Origin of the sequence: Leifsonia sp. NPDC056665, from assembly GCF_042791795.1 — a bacterium.
Classification (GTDB): Bacteria; Actinomycetota; Actinomycetes; order Actinomycetales; family Microbacteriaceae; genus Leifsonia.
The window spans coordinates 201,924-219,873 of the sequence record NZ_JBHTXK010000003.1 but is presented as its reverse complement, the minus strand read 5'-3'; the positions used below and the strand labels follow the sequence as shown (position 1 = coordinate 219,873).

The 17,950-nt window shown below is 72.4% G+C and carries 16 protein-coding genes; 11 read left to right on the top strand and 5 right to left on the bottom strand.

What is annotated here, in order from left to right:
- Positions 1-7: 7 nt before the first annotated feature.
- From ACFQ9V_RS05315 to ACFQ9V_RS05295, 5 genes are all read left to right on the top strand, one after another.
- Positions 8-2,323 (top strand): glycoside hydrolase family 3 N-terminal domain-containing protein, encoded by a 2,316-nt coding sequence (locus ACFQ9V_RS05315; protein ID WP_382458122.1) that lies wholly within the window; start codon positions 8-10, stop codon positions 2,321-2,323.
- Between the two features lie 105 nt (positions 2,324-2,428).
- Positions 2,429-2,866, top strand: a complete 438-nt coding sequence (locus tag ACFQ9V_RS05310; protein ID WP_382458121.1) for a VOC family protein — start codon at positions 2,429-2,431, stop codon at positions 2,864-2,866.
- A 154-nt stretch (positions 2,867-3,020) separates the two neighbouring features.
- The gene (locus ACFQ9V_RS05305; RefSeq protein ID WP_382458120.1) at positions 3,021-3,767 is read left to right on the top strand and encodes a 3-hydroxybutyrate dehydrogenase; all 747 of its coding nucleotides are present in this window, start codon (positions 3,021-3,023) and stop codon (positions 3,765-3,767) included.
- A complete protein-coding gene (locus tag ACFQ9V_RS05300) occupies positions 3,764-4,675 on the top strand; it encodes an alpha/beta hydrolase (protein ID WP_382458119.1) in 912 nt (303 codons plus the stop codon). Before ACFQ9V_RS05305 ends, ACFQ9V_RS05300 begins: the two co-directional genes overlap by 4 nt.
- Complete coding sequence (locus ACFQ9V_RS05295) at positions 4,672-5,733, top strand: alpha/beta fold hydrolase (RefSeq protein WP_382458118.1); 1,062 nt, start codon at positions 4,672-4,674, stop codon at positions 5,731-5,733. Before ACFQ9V_RS05300 ends, ACFQ9V_RS05295 begins: the two co-directional genes overlap by 4 nt.
- 9 nt (positions 5,734-5,742) lie before the next feature.
- On the opposite strand, the gene ACFQ9V_RS05290 is transcribed toward ACFQ9V_RS05295, so the two are convergent.
- From ACFQ9V_RS05290 to ACFQ9V_RS05280, 3 genes are read right to left on the bottom strand one after another with little or no spacing between them, the layout of a single operon-like run.
- A complete protein-coding gene (locus ACFQ9V_RS05290) occupies positions 5,743-6,255 on the bottom strand; it encodes a GNAT family N-acetyltransferase (protein ID WP_382458117.1) in 513 nt (170 codons plus the stop codon).
- A gap of 6 nt (positions 6,256-6,261) precedes the next feature.
- The gene (locus ACFQ9V_RS05285; protein ID WP_382458116.1) at positions 6,262-6,531 is read right to left on the bottom strand and encodes a DUF1778 domain-containing protein; all 270 of its coding nucleotides are present in this window, start codon (positions 6,529-6,531) and stop codon (positions 6,262-6,264) included.
- A 38-nt stretch (positions 6,532-6,569) separates the two neighbouring features.
- Positions 6,570-7,178 (bottom strand): TetR/AcrR family transcriptional regulator, encoded by a 609-nt coding sequence (locus ACFQ9V_RS05280; protein ID WP_382458115.1) that lies wholly within the window; start codon positions 7,176-7,178, stop codon positions 6,570-6,572.
- 57 nt (positions 7,179-7,235) lie between these two features.
- Between ACFQ9V_RS05280 and ACFQ9V_RS05275 the strand changes: the two genes are divergently transcribed.
- Together ACFQ9V_RS05275 and ACFQ9V_RS05270 are read left to right on the top strand one after the other, a co-directional pair.
- Positions 7,236-8,270 carry an agmatine/peptidylarginine deiminase gene (locus ACFQ9V_RS05275; RefSeq protein ID WP_382458114.1) on the top strand — a complete coding sequence of 345 codons (1,035 nt, stop codon included), beginning with the start codon at positions 7,236-7,238 and terminating at the stop codon, positions 8,268-8,270.
- Positions 8,267-9,970 carry an amidase gene (locus ACFQ9V_RS05270; protein ID WP_382458113.1) on the top strand — a complete coding sequence of 568 codons (1,704 nt, stop codon included), beginning with the start codon at positions 8,267-8,269 and terminating at the stop codon, positions 9,968-9,970. The genes ACFQ9V_RS05275 and ACFQ9V_RS05270 overlap by 4 nt, the downstream gene beginning before the upstream one ends.
- Before the next feature lie 235 nt (positions 9,971-10,205).
- Here ACFQ9V_RS05270 and ACFQ9V_RS05265 read toward each other — a convergent pair whose 3' ends face one another.
- The gene (locus tag ACFQ9V_RS05265; protein ID WP_382458112.1) at positions 10,206-10,823 is read right to left on the bottom strand and encodes an NAD(P)-dependent oxidoreductase; all 618 of its coding nucleotides are present in this window, start codon (positions 10,821-10,823) and stop codon (positions 10,206-10,208) included.
- 59 nt (positions 10,824-10,882) lie between these two features.
- Here ACFQ9V_RS05265 and ACFQ9V_RS05260 point away from each other — a divergent pair, with 59 nt between their 5' ends.
- Genes ACFQ9V_RS05260 through ACFQ9V_RS05250 form a run of 3 tightly spaced genes read left to right on the top strand, consistent with a single transcriptional unit; the run spans position 10,883 to position 13,372 of the window.
- Positions 10,883-11,371, top strand: coding sequence for a MarR family winged helix-turn-helix transcriptional regulator (locus ACFQ9V_RS05260; protein ID WP_382458111.1), 489 nt, complete (start codon positions 10,883-10,885; stop codon positions 11,369-11,371).
- Between the two features lie 41 nt (positions 11,372-11,412).
- Complete coding sequence (gene argG, locus ACFQ9V_RS05255) at positions 11,413-12,849, top strand: argininosuccinate synthase (protein ID WP_382458110.1); 1,437 nt, start codon at positions 11,413-11,415, stop codon at positions 12,847-12,849.
- Between the two features lie 7 nt (positions 12,850-12,856).
- A complete protein-coding gene (locus tag ACFQ9V_RS05250; protein ID WP_382458109.1) occupies positions 12,857-13,372 on the top strand; it encodes a MarR family winged helix-turn-helix transcriptional regulator in 516 nt (171 codons plus the stop codon).
- A 15-nt stretch (positions 13,373-13,387) separates the two neighbouring features.
- Here ACFQ9V_RS05250 and ACFQ9V_RS05245 read toward each other — a convergent pair whose 3' ends face one another.
- Positions 13,388-16,048 carry a LuxR C-terminal-related transcriptional regulator gene (locus ACFQ9V_RS05245; protein WP_382458108.1) on the bottom strand — a complete coding sequence of 887 codons (2,661 nt, stop codon included), beginning with the start codon at positions 16,046-16,048 and terminating at the stop codon, positions 13,388-13,390.
- A gap of 589 nt (positions 16,049-16,637) precedes the next feature.
- Here ACFQ9V_RS05245 and ACFQ9V_RS05240 point away from each other — a divergent pair.
- Positions 16,638-17,948 carry a UDP-glucose dehydrogenase family protein gene (locus ACFQ9V_RS05240; protein WP_382458107.1) on the top strand — a complete coding sequence of 437 codons (1,311 nt, stop codon included), beginning with the start codon at positions 16,638-16,640 and terminating at the stop codon, positions 17,946-17,948.
- Positions 17,949-17,950 lie beyond the last annotated feature (2 nt).

Genomic DNA, 17,950 nt, shown 5'->3' with positions numbered 1-17,950 from the left:
AAGAAGCATGACAACGACTGACACCCTCCCCACCGTCTCCGAACGCGTGCGCGAGCTGCACGCCAGGATGACCCTCGACGAGAAGCTCGCGCAGATCGTCGGCTACTGGGTCGACAAGGGCGACGACAACGTCGCCCCGCTCGACGGGGAGATGACCACCGGCCAGAGCTACGACGACGCCACCGCACAGGGCATCGGCCACCTCACCCGCGTCTACGGCACGCGGCCCGTCGACCCCGTGGAGCGCGCCTCCTGGCTGTGGTCGGAGCAGCGCAGGCTGCGCGAGCAGACCCGCCTCGGCATCCCCGCGCTCGTGCACGAGGAGTGCCTGACCGGGCTGGCGGCGTGGAAGGCCGCGACCTTCCCGACCCCGCTCGCCTGGGGCGCCGCCTTCGACCCGGAGCTGGTGGAGGAGATGGGAGCCGCGATCGGCGCCTCGATGCGCGAGCTCGGCATCCACCAGGGACTGGCTCCGGTGCTCGACGTCATCCGCGACCCGCGCTGGGGCCGGGTGGACGAGTGCATCGCCGAGGACCCGTATGTGGTCGGGACGATCGGCACCGCGTACGTGCGCGGCCTCCAGTCGTCGGGCGTGCACGCCACGCTCAAGCACTTCGTCGGCTACTCGGCGTCGCAGGCCGGCCGCAACCACGCCCCGGTGCACGCCGGGACGCGCGAGATCCGGGATGTGCTGCTGCCTCCGTTCGAGATGGCCGTCCGCGACGGCGGCGTTCGCTCGGTGATGAACTCCTACGCGGAGATCGACGGCGTGCCCGTCGCGGCGAACCCGGAGTACCTCACCGGCGTGCTGCGCGACGAGTGGGGCTTCGACGGGACCGTCGTCGCCGACTACTTCGCCGTGGCGTTCCTGCACACCATGCACCGCGTCGCGGCCGACCGCGGCGAGGCGGCAGAGCTGGCCCTCAGCGCGGGCATCGACGTCGAGCTGCCGACCGGCGACGCCTTCCTCGCACCGCTGGCCGAGCGCATCCGCGCCGGGCTCACCGACGAGGCGCTGGTCGACCGGGCCGTGCTGCGCCTGCTCGCGCAGAAGGAGGAGCTCGGCCTGCTGGACGAGACCTTCGAGGAACCGCCGGCCTCCGTGGACCTCGACTCCCCCGAGCACCGCGCGCTCGCGCTGCGGCTGGCCGAGGAGTCGCTGGTGCTGCTGACCAACGACGGCGCCCTCCCGCTCGAGGGCGACCGCGCCGCCGCCCGGATCGCGGTCGTCGGCCCGAACTCCGACGCCGCCGAGGCGCTGATGGGCTGCTACTCGTTCGCCAACCACGTGCTCGCCCACCACCCGGAGGTGCCGCTCGGCTTCGAGCTCCCCTCGGTGCTGGAGGCGCTGGGCGAGGAGTTCCCGGCCGCCGAGCTGGTGCACGCCCGCGGCTGCGACGTGGAGGGCGACGACCGCTCCGGCATCGTCAGCGCGGTGAGCGCCGCGGCCGACGCCGACGTGGCCGTGGTCGTCGTCGGCGACCGCGCAGGCCTGTTCGGCCGCGGCACGGTCGGCGAGGGCAACGACGTCGAGAGCCTGGAGCTGCCCGGCGTGCAGCGCGAGCTGGTGGAGGCCGTCGTCCGCACCGGGACGCCGACCGTCGTCATCGTGCTCTCCGGCCGCCCGTACGCGATCGACTGGGCTATCGGCGGACCGGACGCACCGGCCGCCGTACTGCAGGCCTTCTTCCCCGGCGAGGAGGGCGGCCGCGCCATCGCCGCCGTGCTCTCCGGCCGCGTCGCCCCCAGCGGCCACCTCCCGGTGTCGCTGCCGCGGTCGGCCGGCGCGCAGCCGTTCTCGTATCTGCACCCGCTGCTCGGCGGACCCTCGGACGTGACGAGCGCCGACAGCACGCCGATCCTCCCGTTCGGTCACGGCCTCAGCTACACGACCTTCGAGCGCACGGGCCTGGAGGCCGACGCGACCGTGGCCGCCGGCGGCGAGTTCGAGGTGCGCGTGACGGTCCGCAACAGCGGCGAGCGCGCGGGCAGCGACCTGGTGCAGCTCTACGCGCGCGACGTGTTCGCGAGCGTCACGCGCCCGGTCGCCCAGCTCCTCGGGTATGCACGGGTGTCCCTGGAGCCGGGCGAGGAGGCCGAGGTGACCTTCCAGGTGCCGACCGCGCGCCTGGCGTTCACCGGCCTCGACGGCATCCGCATCGTGGAGCCAGGCGACGTGGAGCTGTGGGTGGGCCCCTCATGCGCCGAGCGCGAGACCGAGACGGGCATCGTCCTCACTGGTCCGAAGCACGCCGTCACCCCGGCCGACGCCCGCCTCGTCCGCGCCACCGTCACCACCCCGGTCGCCGCCCCCACCGCCTGACCCACCCATCGAGGGGCACGTCGTTGTCACTTCCGACGCCGGAAAGTGACAACAACGTGCCCCTCGGCGCTTGGGAGAACTATGCTCGGCGCCGGGAGGCCCACCATGTCCAATCTCGTCGTCCATTTCGAAATCCACGCCGTCGAGCCGCAACGCCTGATGGACTACTACACCGGGCTGCTCGGCTGGACCTTCACCCGGTTCGGCGAGATGCCGTACTGGGCGATCGACACCGGCGAGGGGGCGATAGCGGTGGGCGCGGCCGGCAACGGGATCAACGGCGGCCTCACCCAGCGCATGGGCCCGGCGCCCGCCCTGGACGCGCCGATCTCCGGCGCGAACATCGTGGTCGGGATCGACGGCAACGTGGACGAGCTCTACCGGCGCGGGCTGGACCTCGGCGGCACGGAGGCGCTGCCTCCCGACGACATGCTCTCGATCGGCCGCGTCGCCTACCTGCGCGACCCGGAGGGCAACGTCTTCGGGATGATCTCTCCTGTGCTCTCCGACGGCACCGACGTCACCTCCTTCATCGCGAGCTGACGCCGCCGACCTCCCGCCGAAGGGCACGTTGTTGTCACTTCTCGCGCCGAAAAGTGACAACAACGTGCCCCTCGGCGAGCGCTCCTTCCGCCGGGCTGTGGGGCGCGGGTAGGGTGCCGGATGAGGGCGGGGCGCGCCCGGGGAAGGAAGCACGATGGCGGACCTCTCGGGGCGCAGGGCACTCATCACCGGAGGCGCGAGCGGCATCGGCCTGGCGTGCGCTGAGGCGTTCGCCGCGGCGGGCGCGCGCGTCACCGTCGCGGACCTGAACGGGGACGCCGCCCGCGCGACGGCCGACCGGCTGGGCGGCGAGGCGTGGGAGGTCGACCTCTCGGACACCGCGGCGCTCGCCGACCTCCGGCTCGACACCGACATCCTCGTCAACAATGCGGGCCTCCAGCACGTCCGCCCGATCCCCGAGTTCGAGCCGGAGAGCTTCGCCCTGATCCTGCGGCTCATGCTGGAGGCGCCGTTCCTCCTCATCCGCGCCGCGCTGCCCGGGATGTACGAGCGGGGCTTCGGCCGCGTCATCAACATCTCCAGCGTGCACGGCCTCCGCGCGTCCGAGTTCAAGTCGGCCTACGTCGCCGCCAAGCACGGTCTGGAGGGCCTCTCCAAGGTGACAGCGCTGGAGGGCGCCGCGCACGGTGTGACCTCCAACTGCATCGAGCCGAGCTACGTCCGGACGCCGCTGGTCGAGAAGCAGATCGCCGACCAGGCGCGGCTGCACGGCATCCCCGAGGCCGAGGTGGTGGAGAAGATCATGCTCACCGAGCCAGCGATCAAGAGCCTGGTGGAGCCGGAGGAGGTCGCCGGGCTCGCGCTCTGGCTGGCCGGCGACGGGTCGCGGATGGTCACCGGCGCGAGCTACACGATCGACGGCGGCTGGAGCGCGAAATGACGGCGTTCACGCCGGCGGCGCCGTTCCGCGTGCCGGTGGACGGCGGCGAGCTCGCGGGCGGCCAGTGGCACGCCGACGCCGGCGGGATGCCGCTGGTCGGCGTCCACGGGATCACCGCCAACCACGTCTCGTGGGGCATGGTCGCCGCGGCGCTGCCCGGCGTGCGGCTGATCGCGCCCGACCTGCGCGGCCGCGGCGGCAGCGGCGCCCTCCCCGGGCCGTACGGGATGGCCGGCCACGCCGACGACGTCGCCCGGATGCTCGACGGCCTCGGCGTCGAGCGCGCGGTGGTCGCCGGTCACTCGATGGGCGCGTTCGTCGCGGTGTGGTTCGCGGAACGGCACCCCGACCGGGTGGAGCGGCTGGTGCTGATCGACGGCGGCCTCCCGGTGACCCGCAGCGCCGACCTCGGCCCCGCTCGCGACCGGTTGCGGATGACGTTCGCGAGCGAGGACGACTATCTCGCGTTCTGGCGCCGGCATCCCGCGCTCGGCCCGTGGTGGAACGACGCCGTCGAAGCGTACGCGCTCTACGACCTGGTCGGCACGCCGCCCGAGCTGCGGTCGAGCGTGTCCGAGGAGGCCATGTCGGTCAACGCGACCGAGATGGACGGCAGCGGCGGCTATGAGGAGGCCCTCGCCGGGCTGACCTTGCCGATCGCCTTCGTACGCACGCCGCGCGGCCTCCTGAACACCGACCCGCTCTACCTGCCGGACGAGCCCGCTGCGTGGCGCGGCCGGCTGCCGTGGTTCGAGGCGTTCGAGGCCGACGACGTGAACCACTACACGATCGTGATGACGGAGGCCGGCGTGCGGCAGCTCACCCCGCACCTGCCCGGCGCATACCCCGCTCACCCGCACTACCACTCCGATCCCTCACCCCACCCTCACCCGAAGGAGACCACGTGACAACCCTGCTCCCCGGCATCGTCGCCCGCAGCATCCCGACCTCCCGCTACACCGCCAACGTCCTGGCGCGCACGACCGACCCCACCGTCGCCGCCGACGCCACCCGGACGATCGTGTTCGTGCACGGCAATGTGTCGTCGTCGCTGTTCTGGCAGCCGCTGATGCTCTCGCTCCCTGAGGGCACGCGCGCGCTCGCGATCGACCTCCGCGGGTTCGGGGACAGCGAGACGCTCCCCGTCGACGCGACCCGCGGGGTCGGCGACTTCTCGGAGGACGTCGCCGCCGTCCTCGACGAGCTCGACAGCGGCCCGGTGCACCTCGTCGGCTGGAGCATGGGCGGCGGCGTCGTGATGCAGTTGCTGCTCGACCGCCCCGACCTGGTGCGCAGCCTCACCCTGGTGTCCACGGTCTCCCCCTGCGGCTTCGGCGGCACCGCACTCGACGGCAGCCTCCTCAACTCCGACGCCTCCGGCACCGGAGGCGGCGGGACGAACCCGGACTTCGTGGAGCGGCTGGCCGCCGGCGACACCGGCGAGGAGTCGCCGACATCGCCGCGCGCCGTCTACCGCTCGGCCTACGTCGCCCCGGGCTTCACCACCGAGTACGAGGACCTCTGGGTGCGGTCCATGCTCACGACGGCCACCGGCGTCGACAACTACCCGGGCGACGCGACCGCCACCGACGAGTGGCCGGGCTTCGCCCCCGGCCCGCGCGGCGTCCTCAACACGATGGCGCCGACCTACTTCGACACCACCGACATCGTCGACCTCCCGGTAAAGCCACCGATCCTCTGGATCCACGGCGCCCTCGACGCGATCGTCAACGACGCCTCCTTCTTCGACCTCAACCAGCTCGGCGCCGCGGGCGTCATCCCCGGCTGGCCCGGTGAGGAGGTCGCCCCGCCGCAGCCGATGCTGAAGCAGATCCGCGCGGTCCTGGCGAGCTACCAGGCGGAGGGCGGAGTGACCCGGGAGGTGGTGTTCGAGGACTGCGGCCACTCGCCGCACATCGAGAAGCCGGAGGAGTTCCTGGCGGAGCTGACGGCGTGGGTCAGCTGAGGGCCTGGGTCAGCTGAGGTCGGCGGCGGTCTTCAAGGCGTCCCCGATCCGCAGATAGAGGATGCGCCGCAATCCCGGAAACCGCCGGAAGCCGAACCGCTCGTAGAAGGGGACGACCCCGTCGTCGATGGCGTCCACCACGAGGGCGCGGATGCCGAGCGTCTCCGATGCCTGGATCGCGCGCAGCACGGCGTCCTGGAGCAGCGACGCTCCGAGTCCGACGCCCGCATGTCTGCGATCGACCGCGAGCCGGCCGAGCAGGGCGACCGGGATCGGGTCGGGCATGTTCCGCGCCAGCGAGCCCGGCGCGTCCGCTCGCGCGATCGAGCTCGCCGAGAGGCAGTAATAACCGGCGACGTGGCTCGTGTCGTCGGTGACGGAGACGTAGCTGCGGGCGCCGCCGGCGGCCTCGTTGTGGCGCGCCCACCCCTTCAGCCAACGGTCGAGGACCTCGACGCCGCAGTCGAACTCAGAGGCGATGTCCCCCGCTTTGATGGGACGAGGCCGGTGGTACTGTGCCATGCCGCGTCAGTCGATGAACACCGAACGGCGACGGAACAGCTCGGCGAGCCCCTCGACGTTCTGGGCCGGTGCGTCGAGTGCCGCTGCGAACGCCGCGAAAGCCTCCTCCTCGACGCGCAGCTCGCGCTCGTGGCGGATCACCTCTTCCGCACGCGTGGTGAGCGTGGTGGCGGTGAAGTCGGAGACGGTGCGTCCCTCGAGGACCGCGGCACGTTCGATCAGCTCGCGCTGCACGCTGGTCACGCGCACTTCGATTCGTCGGTCTTTCGTGGGCATGAGTCCAATTGTACGGCAAATCACCGTACATGCAATTCCTACCCGACCAGCACCCCGCGCTCCACCCCCAGCATCCCCTCCACCGCGTGCGCGAGCAGCGACCCCCGGTCGGCCGCGCCTCCCCAGCGGACCAGCGCCTGCGCGTTGAGCCCGTCGAGCATGCCGAGCAGTTGCCAGGCGACCGCGCGCGGGTCCTCCACCCGGAAGGACCCCGCCGCGACGCCGTCCACGATAACGCCCTCGATGACGTCGCTCCAGGCGTCCATCTGGTCGCGCACCGCCGCGCCCAGCACGATGTTGCGGCGGCCGAGCGCCCAGGCCTCCACCCACACCACCGTGACGTCGTCGCGCGTGCCGTCGAGGAGGGTCCGCAGTAGGGTCGCGAGCCCCGCGGCGGGCGAGCGGGCGGCGGCGAGCAGCGAGCGCAGCTCCGCGATCTCCGCCCCGACGATGCTCGTGAACGTCTCGGCCACGAGGCCGTCCATCGACTCGTGGTAGTGCGCGACCAGCGCGGGCGTCACGCCGGCGCGGGCGGCGACGGCGCGCAATGTCACCGCGGCGAGGCCCTCGTCCAGGGCGAGGCCGCGGGCGGAGGCGGCCAGTTCTGCGCGGCGCTCGGCGGGCGGTTTGCGGGTGGCTCTTGACATCGTGGGTCCAGTATAGGTATCTATTGATCATCCGATCAATAGAGCCCGGAGGTTCACATGACCTGGCGCATGCCCGCCGAGACCGCACCGCACGAGCGCACCTGGATGGCTTTCCCGCGCGCCGGCATCACCCTCGGCGACGACGCCGCCTCCGCCGAGGAGGCCTACGCCGCCTGGACCGCGGTCGCCCACGCGGTCGCCGAGTTCGAGCCGGTCACGATGGTGGTCGACCCGTCCGAGCGCGAGCGCGCCGCCCGCATGCTCGGCTCGCACGTCGAGCAGGTGGAGGCCCCGCTCGACGAGTTCTGGATGCGCGACTTCGGCCCCACGTTCGTCGTCGACGACGAGCGCCCCGGCGTGCTCGGTGCCGTCGACTGGACTTTCAACGGCTGGGGCGACCCCGCCTGGTCCGAGTGGCGCAAGTCCGCGGAGATCGCCCGCTTCGTCGCCGAGCGCACCGAGGCAGAGCTGGTCAGCTCCGTGCTCGTGAACGAGGGCGGCGGCATCCACGTCGACGGCAACGGCACGGTGCTGCTCACCGAGACCGTGCAGCTCGACCCGCGCCGCAACAAGTACGCCGACAAGGCCAGGGTGGAGGCCGAGCTCGCCCGCACGATCGGCACGACGCACGCCGTGTGGCTCCCCCGCGGGCTCACCCGCGACTACGACGACTTCGGCACCAACGGCCACGTCGACATCGTCGCGACCATCCCGTCGCCCGGCCGCCTGCTGCTGCACAGTCAGCAGAACCCCGAGCACCCCGACTTCGAGGTGTCGCGCGAGCTGCGCGCCTTCCTCACCGGCACGACCGACGCCGCTGGACGCGCCTGGGACATCGTGGACCTGCCGGCCCCCGCCACCATCCGCGACGAGGAGGGCTTCGTGGACTGGAGCTACGTGAACCACCTCGTCGTCAACGGCGGCGTGATCGCGTGCGGCTTCGGCGAGCAGGCGGCGGACGCGGAGGCGACCGCGATCCTGGAGGCCGCCTACCCCGATCGCCGCGTCAGCATGGTGGACTCGCGCCCGATCTTCGCCCGCGGCGGCGGCATCCACTGCATCACGCAGCAACAGCCGGCGGTTCAGCGATGACCGCGTTCGACGTCGTCGAAGCCGGCATCGCCGACCTCCGCCGCGCCCTGGAGTCCGGCGAGACCACCAGCGCCGAACTGGTCGACGCCTACCTCGCCCGCGTCGACGCTTACGACACCGCCGGCCCGCGCCTCAACGCCGTGATCGTCCGCAACCCCGACGCCCGCGGGGAGGCCCGCGCCGCCGACGAGCGCCGCGCCCGCGGCGAGACGCTCGGCCCGCTGGACGGCATCCCGTACACCGCCAAAGACAGTTACCTGGCCCGCGGCCTCACCGCCGCGGCCGGCTCCCCGGCGTTCGAGCATCTGGTCGCCCAGCGCGACGCCTTCACCATCGAGCGGCTGCGCGCCGGCGGGGCGATCCTGCTCGGCCTCACCAACATGCCGCCGATGGCGAACGGCGGGATGCAGCGCGGCGTCTACGGCCGCGCCGAGAGCCCGTACAACGGCGACTTCCTCACCGCCGCGTTCGGCTCCGGCTCGTCCAACGGCTCCGGCACCGCGACCGCCGCCAGCTTCGCCGCGTTCGGGCTCGGGGAGGAGACCTGGTCGTCCGGCCGGGCCCCGGCCTCCAACAACGCGCTGTGCGCCTACACCCCGTCGCGCGGCGTCATCTCGGTGCGCGGCAACTGGCCGCTGGTGCCGACGATGGATGTCGTCGTGCCGCACACGCGCACGATGGCCGACCTCCTGGAGGTCCTGGACGTCATCGTCGCCGACGACACCGAGACCCGCGGCGACTTCTGGCGCGCGCAGCCGTGGGTGCCCATCCCGCCGGCGTCCGAGCTGCGGCCCGCGTCGTATCCGGCGCTGGCCCAGGAGGCGAGCCTGGCCGGCCGCCGCATCGCCGTCCCGCGCATGTACATCAACGCGGACGAGGAGGCCGGCACCGGCGAGCACGTCGGCATCGGCGGCCCGACCGGGCAGCGCATCCGCACCCGCGACTCGGTGATCGCGCTGTGGGAGGCCGCCCGCCGCGACCTGGAGGCCGCGGGCGCCGAGGTGGTCGAGACCGACTTCCCTGTGGTGTCCGACTACGAGGGCGACCGGCCGGGCGCGAAGACCATCGCCACCCGCGGCTTCGTCTCGCCCGCCTACCTGCGCCGCGAGATCATCGACCTCTCGGCGTGGGGCTGGGACGACTTCCTCGCCGCCAACGGCGACCCGGCGCTGAACACGCTGGCCGACGTCGACGGCGACCGGATCTTCCCGCAGCCGGAGGGCGCGCTGCCGGACCGCTACACCGGCTTCGACGACGACATCGCCGAGTATCCGGGCTGGGTGCGCGAGCATCCCGGCACGACGCTGGAGGGCATCCCGGAGCTGGCGGACGGCCTCCGCGGCCTGGAGGAGACCCGCCGCGTCGACCTCGAGGAGTGGATGGCCGGCCTCGGAGTCGACGCCGTCGTCTTCCCCGCGGTCGCCGACGTCGCCCCGGCCGACATGGACGTGAACCCGGCCGCCGCCGACCTCGGCTGGCGCAACGGCGTCTGGGTCGCCAACGGCAACCTCGTGCCGCGGCACCTCGGCATCCCCACGGTCACGGTCCCGATGGGGACGATGCAGGACACCGGGATGCCGGTCGGCCTGACCTTCGCGGGCCGCGCCTACGACGACGCGGCGCTGCTGGCGCTCGCGACGGCGTTCGAGGCCACCGGCCACCGCCGCACCGAGCCCCCGCGCACGCCGCGCCTCCCCTAACCCCGCCCGACCGCCCGACATTCGTGCCGAATGTCGCCTTCGGCGCTCCCAAACGCCACATTCGGCACGAATCGCGCGGAACAGCGAACGCGACATTCGGCGCGAACGTCGCCTTCGGCGCCGCGAAACGCGACATTCGGCACGAATCGTGTGCGGCGCGGGGAGCGCAAGATTCGGCACGAATGTCGCGTTCGGCGCGGGGAAACGGGACATTCGGCACGAATGCCGATGTGGGTCAGGCGGCGACGCCGATGGCGGTGCGTTCGGTGTCGGGTCGGGTGAGGGAGGCGAGCATCGCGGCGGCGAGGTCGGCCCGCGACAGCAGGAAGCTGCGTGGCACGCTGGCGCCGACGCGGGTCTGGTAGCGGCCCGTCGCCTTGCCGTTGGTCAGGCGCGGCGGCCGGAACGCCGTCCAGACGCTGTCGGACGCGGCGAGCGCCGCCTCCATCTCGCGCAGATCCTCGTAGACCGGCCGCAGCGCGCGCTCCACGATCGGGAGCGCGATGCGCCTGCTGATGAAACTGTCGTCCGGTGGCGGCGGGGCGACCGGCGCTGCGCTGATGACGACGATGCGCCCGGGGTGGGCGGCAAGGATGGCGCGCGTGGCGGGAGCAGCGACCGGCGCGTCCTTGCCCGACCGCGGGCCGATGGCGGAGAGCACCGCGTCGGCGCCGTCGATCGCCTCCCGCAGAGCGGCGGTGTCGGCGAAGTCGGGGATGACGCGCACAGTGACGCCGGGGGCGAACGACGCCCGCCGCCGCACGACGACCGTGACCTCGTCGCCGCGTTCGAGCGCCTGCCGGACGAGCTCCGCGCCGGTGCGCCCGCTGGCGCCGAAGATGGTGAGCTTCATATCGGCATAGTAAGTGATAATCACAATAATGTGCAATCACTGATTGGTACGATATCGGAATGCCGGCACCAGAAGACCGACGCGAGTACACCGCGCTCGAGACCCGCGCGAGCTTCCTCCTCTCGCAGCTCGGCCTCCAGAGCGCCCAGCGCTTCACCGCGGCGCTCGCACCGCTCGGCATCACGCCCAACCGCTTCGGGGTGCTGGCGCAGCTCGCCCGGCAGGAGGGCCGCACCCAGCAGGAGCTGGCCACCGCGCTCGGCCTGCACCGCAACTCGATGGTCGGCCTGATCGACGACCTCGAGTCCCGCGGCCTGGTCGAGCGCCGCCGTCATCCGGACGACCGCCGCGCCTACGCCATCCACCTCACCCCCGCCGCCCGCGACGTCCTCGCCGAGGGCGACAACATCGCCGACGAGCTGGAGGACACGATGCTCGGGCCGCTCAGCGGGGAGGAGCGCGCCGGGCTGGTCGCGACGCTCACCCGCCTGGTGGCCGCGGCCGGGTACCGTGCCGGGGTGCATCCGGGGCTGAGCGAAGGGCATTGAGCAGGGAATCGGCACCCGCGGCCCGCACTAAGCTTTAACCCGTGTCCAAAGTCTTGAGCAGTCTTCCGGTCGGTGAGCGAGTCGGCATCGCGTTCTCGGGGGGTCTCGACACCTCCTGCGCGGTCGCCTGGATGCGCGAGAAGGGTGCGATCCCCTGCACCTACACGGCGGACATCGGTCAGTACGACGAGCCGAACATCGACGAGGTGCCCGGCCGCGCGAAGGAGTACGGCGCGGAGGTCGCCCGGCTGGTCGACGCCAAGCGCGCGCTGGTCGAGGAGGGCCTGATCGCGCTGCAGTGCGGCGCCTTCCACATCCGCTCGGGCGGCAAGACCTACTTCAACACCACGCCGCTCGGCCGCGCGGTCACCGGCGTCATGCTCGTGCGCGCGATGATGGACGACGACGTCGAGATCTGGGGCGACGGCTCCACCTACAAGGGCAACGACATCGAGCGGTTCTACCGCTACGGCCTCATCGCCAACCCGCGGCTGCGCATCTACAAGCCGTGGCTGGACGCCGCGTTCGTGGAGGAGCTCGGCGGCCGCAAGGAGATGAGCGAGTGGCTCGTCGCCCGCGGCTTCCCGTACCGCGACGCCACGGAGAAGGCGTACTCGACCGACGCCAACATCTGGGGCGCCACCCACGAGGCCAAGCGCCTGGAGGAGCTGAACGCCGGGCTCGACATCGTCGACCCGATCATGGGCGTCGCCGCCTGGCGCGAGGACGTGGAGGTCGCTCCGGAGACCGTGACCGTCCGCTTCGAGTCGGGCCGCCCTGTCGCGCTCAACGGTGTGGAGTTCACCGACCCGGTGGCGCTCGTGCTGGAGGCCAACGCGATCGGCGGCCGCCACGGTCTCGGCGCGTCCGACCAGATCGAGAACCGCATCATCGAGGCCAAGAGCCGCGGCATCTACGAGGCCCCCGGCATGGCGCTCCTCTACATCGCCTACGAGCGCCTGCTCAACGCGATCCACAACGAAGACACGGTCGCCAACTACCACAACGAGGGCCGCCGACTCGGCCGGCTCATGTACGAGGGCCGCTGGCTCGACCCGCAGTCGCTCATGCTGCGCGAGTCCCTGCAGCGCTGGGTCGGCTCGGCGATCACCGGCGAGGTGACCCTGCGCCTGCGCCGCGGCGACGACTACACGATCCTCGACACGACGGGCCCGTCGCTCAGCTACCACCCCGACAAGCTCTCGATGGAGCGCGTCGGCAACGCCGCCTTCGGCCCGTCCGACCGCATCGGCCAGCTCACCATGCGCAACCTCGACATCGCCGACTCGCGCTCGCGCCTCGAGCAGTACGCGGCCTCCGGCCTCATCGGCGGCCCGACCGGCGAGCTCGTCGGCGAGCTGGAGGAGGGCAGCGCCCGCTCGATCCTGGAGCTCGACGTCAGCGGGTCCGACGACGCGATGTCACGCGAGATCGACGCGTCCTCCGAGGGCGCCGCGTTCGACTCCGGGACCGACTGAGGCAACGATGCCCGAGGAGGTTGCGCCAGGCGGACCCGGTCGGGTCGACCAGGCGCGCAACCACGAGCCGCGCAACCACGAGCCACGCAATCACGAGCAGGGCGAGCACGAGCCGGACAAGTGGCCGCTCGGCCGCCTGCTCGGCGCCGCCTCCCGCGCCGTCGAGCGCGCCTGGTACGAGGCGCTGGAGGCCCGCGGCCTGACCCACGCCGGCCTGATCGCGCTGCACTTCCTGGAGCTCGGCTTCGACTCGCAGACCGACCTCGCCCGCTTCGCGCAGGTGGAGGCGCAGACCATGTCCCGCACGGTCGACCGGCTGGAGCGCGAGGGCCTGGTCATCCGGCTCCCCGACCCCGCCGACCGGCGCAGGCACATCGTGTCCATCACCGAGCGCGGTCACGCCGCCTTCGAGGCGGTGCGCGGCCTGGAGGACGAGGTCTTCCCCGCGGTCGACGACCCGGACGCGCTGAGGGCCGCGCTGATCCAGATCGTCAGCGCGGCCCCCGCGCGTCAGCAGCGCTGACGCGTCGGCCGCCCGTCAGGCGATCCGGTCGTCGCCCTCGTAGCGGTTCCGCCCGATCGGCAGCCGTGGGCGCAGCAGCCCCAGGTCGTACGCGACCCGAACGGCCTCCTCGCGCGAGTTGGCGCCGAGCTTGCGGTAGATGCTGCGGGTCTGCGTCTTCACGGTGTTGATCGAGACGACCAGCGAACGGGCGATGTACTCGAGGCTGGCTGTCGACTGGAGGCGGTCGAGCACGATCCGCTCGCGCTGGGTGAGCTGCGCGGCCATCGCCGCCTCCGAGAAGAGCGGTGTGATCCGCGACAGCGCCGCGTCGAGGTCCGCGGACCCCGCGGCGGCCGAGGGCGGCGGCGCCACCTGGCCCTCGATCGTCAGCACGAACGGTGTGAGGAGGCCGTTCGCCTCCGCGAGCTGCCGCGCGTTCAGCCGGATCGTCGCCGCCCGCGCGCTCTTCAGCCGGTACAGGGCCTCCGCCTGGACGAGCAGCATCTCCACCCGGGTCCGCGGTCCTGGGCTCTCCGCCAGCACCGTCTCCGCCAGGAGCTGCGCGCTCCGGTACTCGCGGAACATCAGCAACAGCCGCGCCGAGACCGGGCGCAGCGCGTTCGTGCCGTCCGGGAAGGCCTTGATGAGCTTCTGCGCGGCGACCAGGTTGCCCTGCGACATCAGCAGGTCGGCGCTCAGGGCGACAAAGCGAGCGCTCTCGGTGTTGCTCGGCGTGTGCGTGCCCTTGCTCAGCAGCTCGCCGTCGATGACGTGCTGGGCCTCCTCCAGCTCCCCGGCCGCGAGCGCGTGCAAGGCGGCTGCGTAGGCGGCGTAGCTGTGCAGCTCGCCGACGTCGAGGGCCGCGCTCGGCAGCCACGACGAGACCTCGCCGGCAGCCGCCTCGCCGTCGGCGCCGGCGTCGGTGAACGCGTGCAGCTCGGTCTCGATGAGCTGTCGCGCGACCGCCAGCGGCGCGAACGCGCGCGGCGCGAGCGGCCGGTCGCCGTGGCGGTGCGAGCCGAGCCGCTCGGCGACAGCCTTCGCCCTGTCCAGCTCGCCGTGCAGGGCGTGCGCCAGCGCGGCGGCCCCCGACGCGAAGACGTACAGATCGGGGTCACCCGAGACGCTGATCGCGGCGCGCTCGAAAGAGGTCACGGCCTCCAGCTCCCGGCCGAGACGGAGCTGCGTGAGGCCCATCTCCAGCCACGCAATCGGCGGGACGGAGACGCCGGGGTCCGGCGTCGACAGCGGGCCGAGGAAGTCCTCGGCGTTCGCGAGCCGCCCCACCTTGCGGAGGGCGATCATGCTGGCGAGGTCCGTCCAGTACTGCCGCACCGGTTCCAGCCGTCTGCCGCGCAACACCTGCGGCTCCGCGGCTGCCTGGTAGTAGTCGAGCGCACCCGTCGCGTCCCGCCCGGCGATCTCGCGGAGCAGTCCGGTGACCGTCAGGAGGATGGCCGAGGACCGGATCGTGCCGAGCTCCACCCCGCCGAGCACCTCGAGGTAGTCCGTGGCGTCCTCCGTGAACGAGGAGGTCCAGTTGCGGGCGATGATGGTCTCGGCCGCGGCGAGGTCGTTCGCCCGCAGCGCCTGACGGAGCGCGGCGAGGGAGTCGCCGTTCGCCTCCAGCACGTCGAGGAGCTCGCCGGCGAGCCGCTCGCCCTCGCCCGGCGACGCTGCGTCGAGCTGCGAGCGCAGCGCCACGCGCACCGGGTCGAGCAGCTCGTAGACCAGGCGACCCTGACCGCGCGCGTACGTCCAGACGCCCAGGCCGGCGGCCTCCGCGTCGCCGAGGACGTCGCCCTCCGCCTCGTCGGCGCCGATGCGCTCGACGATGTGCGGCGACAGGTAGGGGGCGACGGCCGCGCGCTGGAGGCCGTGTCGGCCGTCGTCGCCGACCGGTGCAGCAGCCAGCAGCTCGGCGACCACCGTCGCGCTGATGTCCTCGAGCGCGCGCACGGCGACGGGCTCGGCGAGCGCGGAGCGCGGGTCGTCGAAGATCCGGACCATCGCGCGGGCGGCCAGCGGCCAGCCGCGGCTCTGCCGGAGCACGTGGTCGAGGATGCGCCGCTCGACGTCGAGGCCGAGCACCCGCACCACGTCGTCGAGCTCCGCCCGGTCGAAGGCCAGGTCGTCGTTCTGCACGACCACCAGGTCGAGGACGGCCGCCAGACCCGGAGCCTCGAAGGAGGTCAGGCACCGCGTGAGCACCATGAGGTGCAGGTTCGGAGTCCGGCGCAACGTCTGGACGAGCTCGGACGACAGCAGACCGTCCCAGCGCCGGGTGTACCCGTCGAGGACGAGCACGACGGTGCCGGGATACCTGGCGATGGTGTCCTGAGCTGCGGCGACCGGGTCGGTGTCCCACCGGTCGTCGGCCCCGTCGTGGTCGAACTCGGTGCGGACGGCATCCCAGAAGCCCCTGACCTCGCCGGTCAGGAGCTCGAGGTCGATCCAGCCGGCCGCGGCCCGCGTCGCGCCGCCCGGGCTCTCGAGCCACTTGCGGACGAGGGAGGTCTTGCCGTACCCGGCCGGAGCGCGGACCACCGTAGCCTGCTCCCGCAGCGCGCGGTCGAGGCGGGCGGCCAGCGCCGGCCGATCGACCGTGTAGCGCGAGAGCCGCGGTAGCCGTGGCGGCTCGCCCTCGAGGCGGCCGTCCACGAGCGACGCGTCGGATGTGGTCGTGATCGTCATACCTGACTCCTTTGGCTCGGTGTGATTGAGAGTGAGCCGGTTGCCTGTCGGATCGTGACGCGCCGCGTGTTCGAATTCACCTTCGTCGTGCTCATCCGTTCCCCCCGAGATCGTCATGAAACCCCCTTGTCCCCGGTGTGCGCCCCCGGCGGAGCGCCATAGGCGATGCTGACAGCACCTTCACGTCGGATACCGCTGAGCGGAAGGCCAGATCGCAGAGGGTCGCACGCACGTCATCAGTCCCTTCATCTCGTGATTCACCTGACATCAGCAGGTAACATGATAGAGGTCACACGTCGCGTTTGTCATCCTCACCCGATCGGCGCCAGCGATGACGGGTATCCGGTGGACGCGGGAAGAGGGTGAGATATGCCGTGCGAACAGGTGAAATCCACGCTCCGGACTTGCCAGGAGGCGGCGTAATGCACAGAATTTCAGACAGCGCGACGTCCAATCGGGAACGACGCGCAGGCCCGCTGCCCATCCCCTCCGGCGGCGAACGAGTGCGGGTGCCGTCCCCTGACATCGAGCGGCGCCCGCACCGGCCGCACGCACGCAGCCGCGCCGGCCCAGCAAGGAGTACGACCTGGTGAGACTTTCCGTTGTCGGTTGCGGCTACCTCGGGGCGGTCCACGCGGCCGCGATGGCCGATCTCGGTCACGACGTCGTCGGCGTCGACGTCGACGCGCGGAAGGTCGCGCAGCTCGCCCGGGGCGAGGCGCCGTTCTTCGAGCCGGGGCTGCAGGAGCTCCTGCTGTCCGGGCTGCGCAGCGGGCGCCTCCGGTTCAGCACCGACCCCGGGGCGCTGAGCTCGGCGGACCTCCACTTCATCGCCGTCGGCACGCCGCAGCTCTCCGGCAGGGCCGGCGCCGACCTCTCCTACGTCGACGCCGCGTTCGCGCAGGTGCTCGCGCACGGCAAGGACGGCGACGTCGTCGTCGGAAAGTCGACCGTCCCGGTCGGCACCGTCGAGCGGCTCTCGGCGACCGTCGGCGACGACGATCCGCGCGTGACGCTCGCCTGGAACCCGGAGTTCCTCCGGGAGGGGCACGCCGTCGCGGACTCCCTCACGCCGGACCGGCTGGTGTTCGGGGTGGCGGACGGAGCGCGGGACGACGCGGCGGCCGCCGGGCTCGCGCAGGTGTACGAGAAGCCGCTGCGCGACGGCACCCCGCTCATCGTGACCGACTGGGCGACCGCGGAGCTGGTGAAGGTCGCGGCGAACGCGTTCCTCGCCACGAAGATCTCGTTCATCAACGCGATGGCCGAGATCGCGGAGGCCACCGGCGCCGACGTGACGCAGCTCGCCGACGCGATCGGTCATGACGCCCGGATCGGGCGGCGCTTCCTCAACGCGGGCGTCGGCTTCGGCGGCGGCTGCCTGCCGAAGGACATCCGCGCGTTCCAGGCCAGGGCCGTCGAGCTCGGGCTGGCCGATTCGGTGGTGTTCCTGGACGAGGTGGACAAGATCAATCTCCGCCGCCGCGCCCGCGTCGTCGAACTGGCCGGAGAGCTGCTCGGCTCAACGCCCGGCAGGCGCGTCGCCGTGCTGGGACTGGCGTTCAAACCGGACTCGGACGACGTCCGCGACTCCCCCGCGCTCGAGGTGGCGTGCGCCCTGCGCGCGGCGGGAGCCGAGGTCGTGGCCGCGGACCCGCACGCGGCGGCCAACGCCCGCGCCCGCGATCCGGAGCTGGTGACGGTCGACTCCGCGGAGGAGGCCCTGGCGGGCGCCGAGCTGGTGATCCTGCTGACCGAATGGCGCGAGTTCAGGGAGCTCGACCCTGCGCGGACGGCCCAGCTCGTGTCCGGACGCCGCATCATCGACGCGCGGAACGTGCTCGATCCGGAGGCGTGGATCGGCGCGGGGTGGGAGTACCGGGGGCTGGGGCGGCGCTAGGG

Bases quoted from the DNA above. Each gene is read 5' to 3' on its own strand.
- ACFQ9V_RS05315 (WP_382458122.1), top strand. From the start codon at position 8: ATGACAACGACTGACACCCTCCCCACCGTCTCCGAACGCGTGCGCGAG.
- ACFQ9V_RS05310 (WP_382458121.1), top strand. From the start codon at position 2,429: ATGTCCAATCTCGTCGTCCATTTCGAAATCCACGCCGTCGAGCCGCAA.
- ACFQ9V_RS05305 (WP_382458120.1), top strand. From the start codon at position 3,021: ATGGCGGACCTCTCGGGGCGCAGGGCACTCATCACCGGAGGCGCGAGC.
- ACFQ9V_RS05300 (WP_382458119.1), top strand. From the start codon at position 3,764: ATGACGGCGTTCACGCCGGCGGCGCCGTTCCGCGTGCCGGTGGACGGC.
- ACFQ9V_RS05290 (WP_382458117.1), bottom strand. From the start codon at position 6,255: ATGGCACAGTACCACCGGCCTCGTCCCATCAAAGCGGGGGACATCGCC.
- ACFQ9V_RS05285 (WP_382458116.1), bottom strand. From the start codon at position 6,531: ATGCCCACGAAAGACCGACGAATCGAAGTGCGCGTGACCAGCGTGCAG.
- ACFQ9V_RS05280 (WP_382458115.1), bottom strand. From the start codon at position 7,178: ATGTCAAGAGCCACCCGCAAACCGCCCGCCGAGCGCCGCGCAGAACTG.
- ACFQ9V_RS05275 (WP_382458114.1), top strand. From the start codon at position 7,236: ATGACCTGGCGCATGCCCGCCGAGACCGCACCGCACGAGCGCACCTGG.
- ACFQ9V_RS05270 (WP_382458113.1), top strand. From the start codon at position 8,267: ATGACCGCGTTCGACGTCGTCGAAGCCGGCATCGCCGACCTCCGCCGC.
- ACFQ9V_RS05265 (WP_382458112.1), bottom strand. From the start codon at position 10,823: ATGAAGCTCACCATCTTCGGCGCCAGCGGGCGCACCGGCGCGGAGCTC.
- ACFQ9V_RS05260 (WP_382458111.1), top strand. From the start codon at position 10,883: ATGCCGGCACCAGAAGACCGACGCGAGTACACCGCGCTCGAGACCCGC.
- ACFQ9V_RS05250 (WP_382458109.1), top strand. From the start codon at position 12,857: ATGCCCGAGGAGGTTGCGCCAGGCGGACCCGGTCGGGTCGACCAGGCG.
- ACFQ9V_RS05245 (WP_382458108.1), bottom strand. From the start codon at position 16,048: ATGACGATCACGACCACATCCGACGCGTCGCTCGTGGACGGCCGCCTC.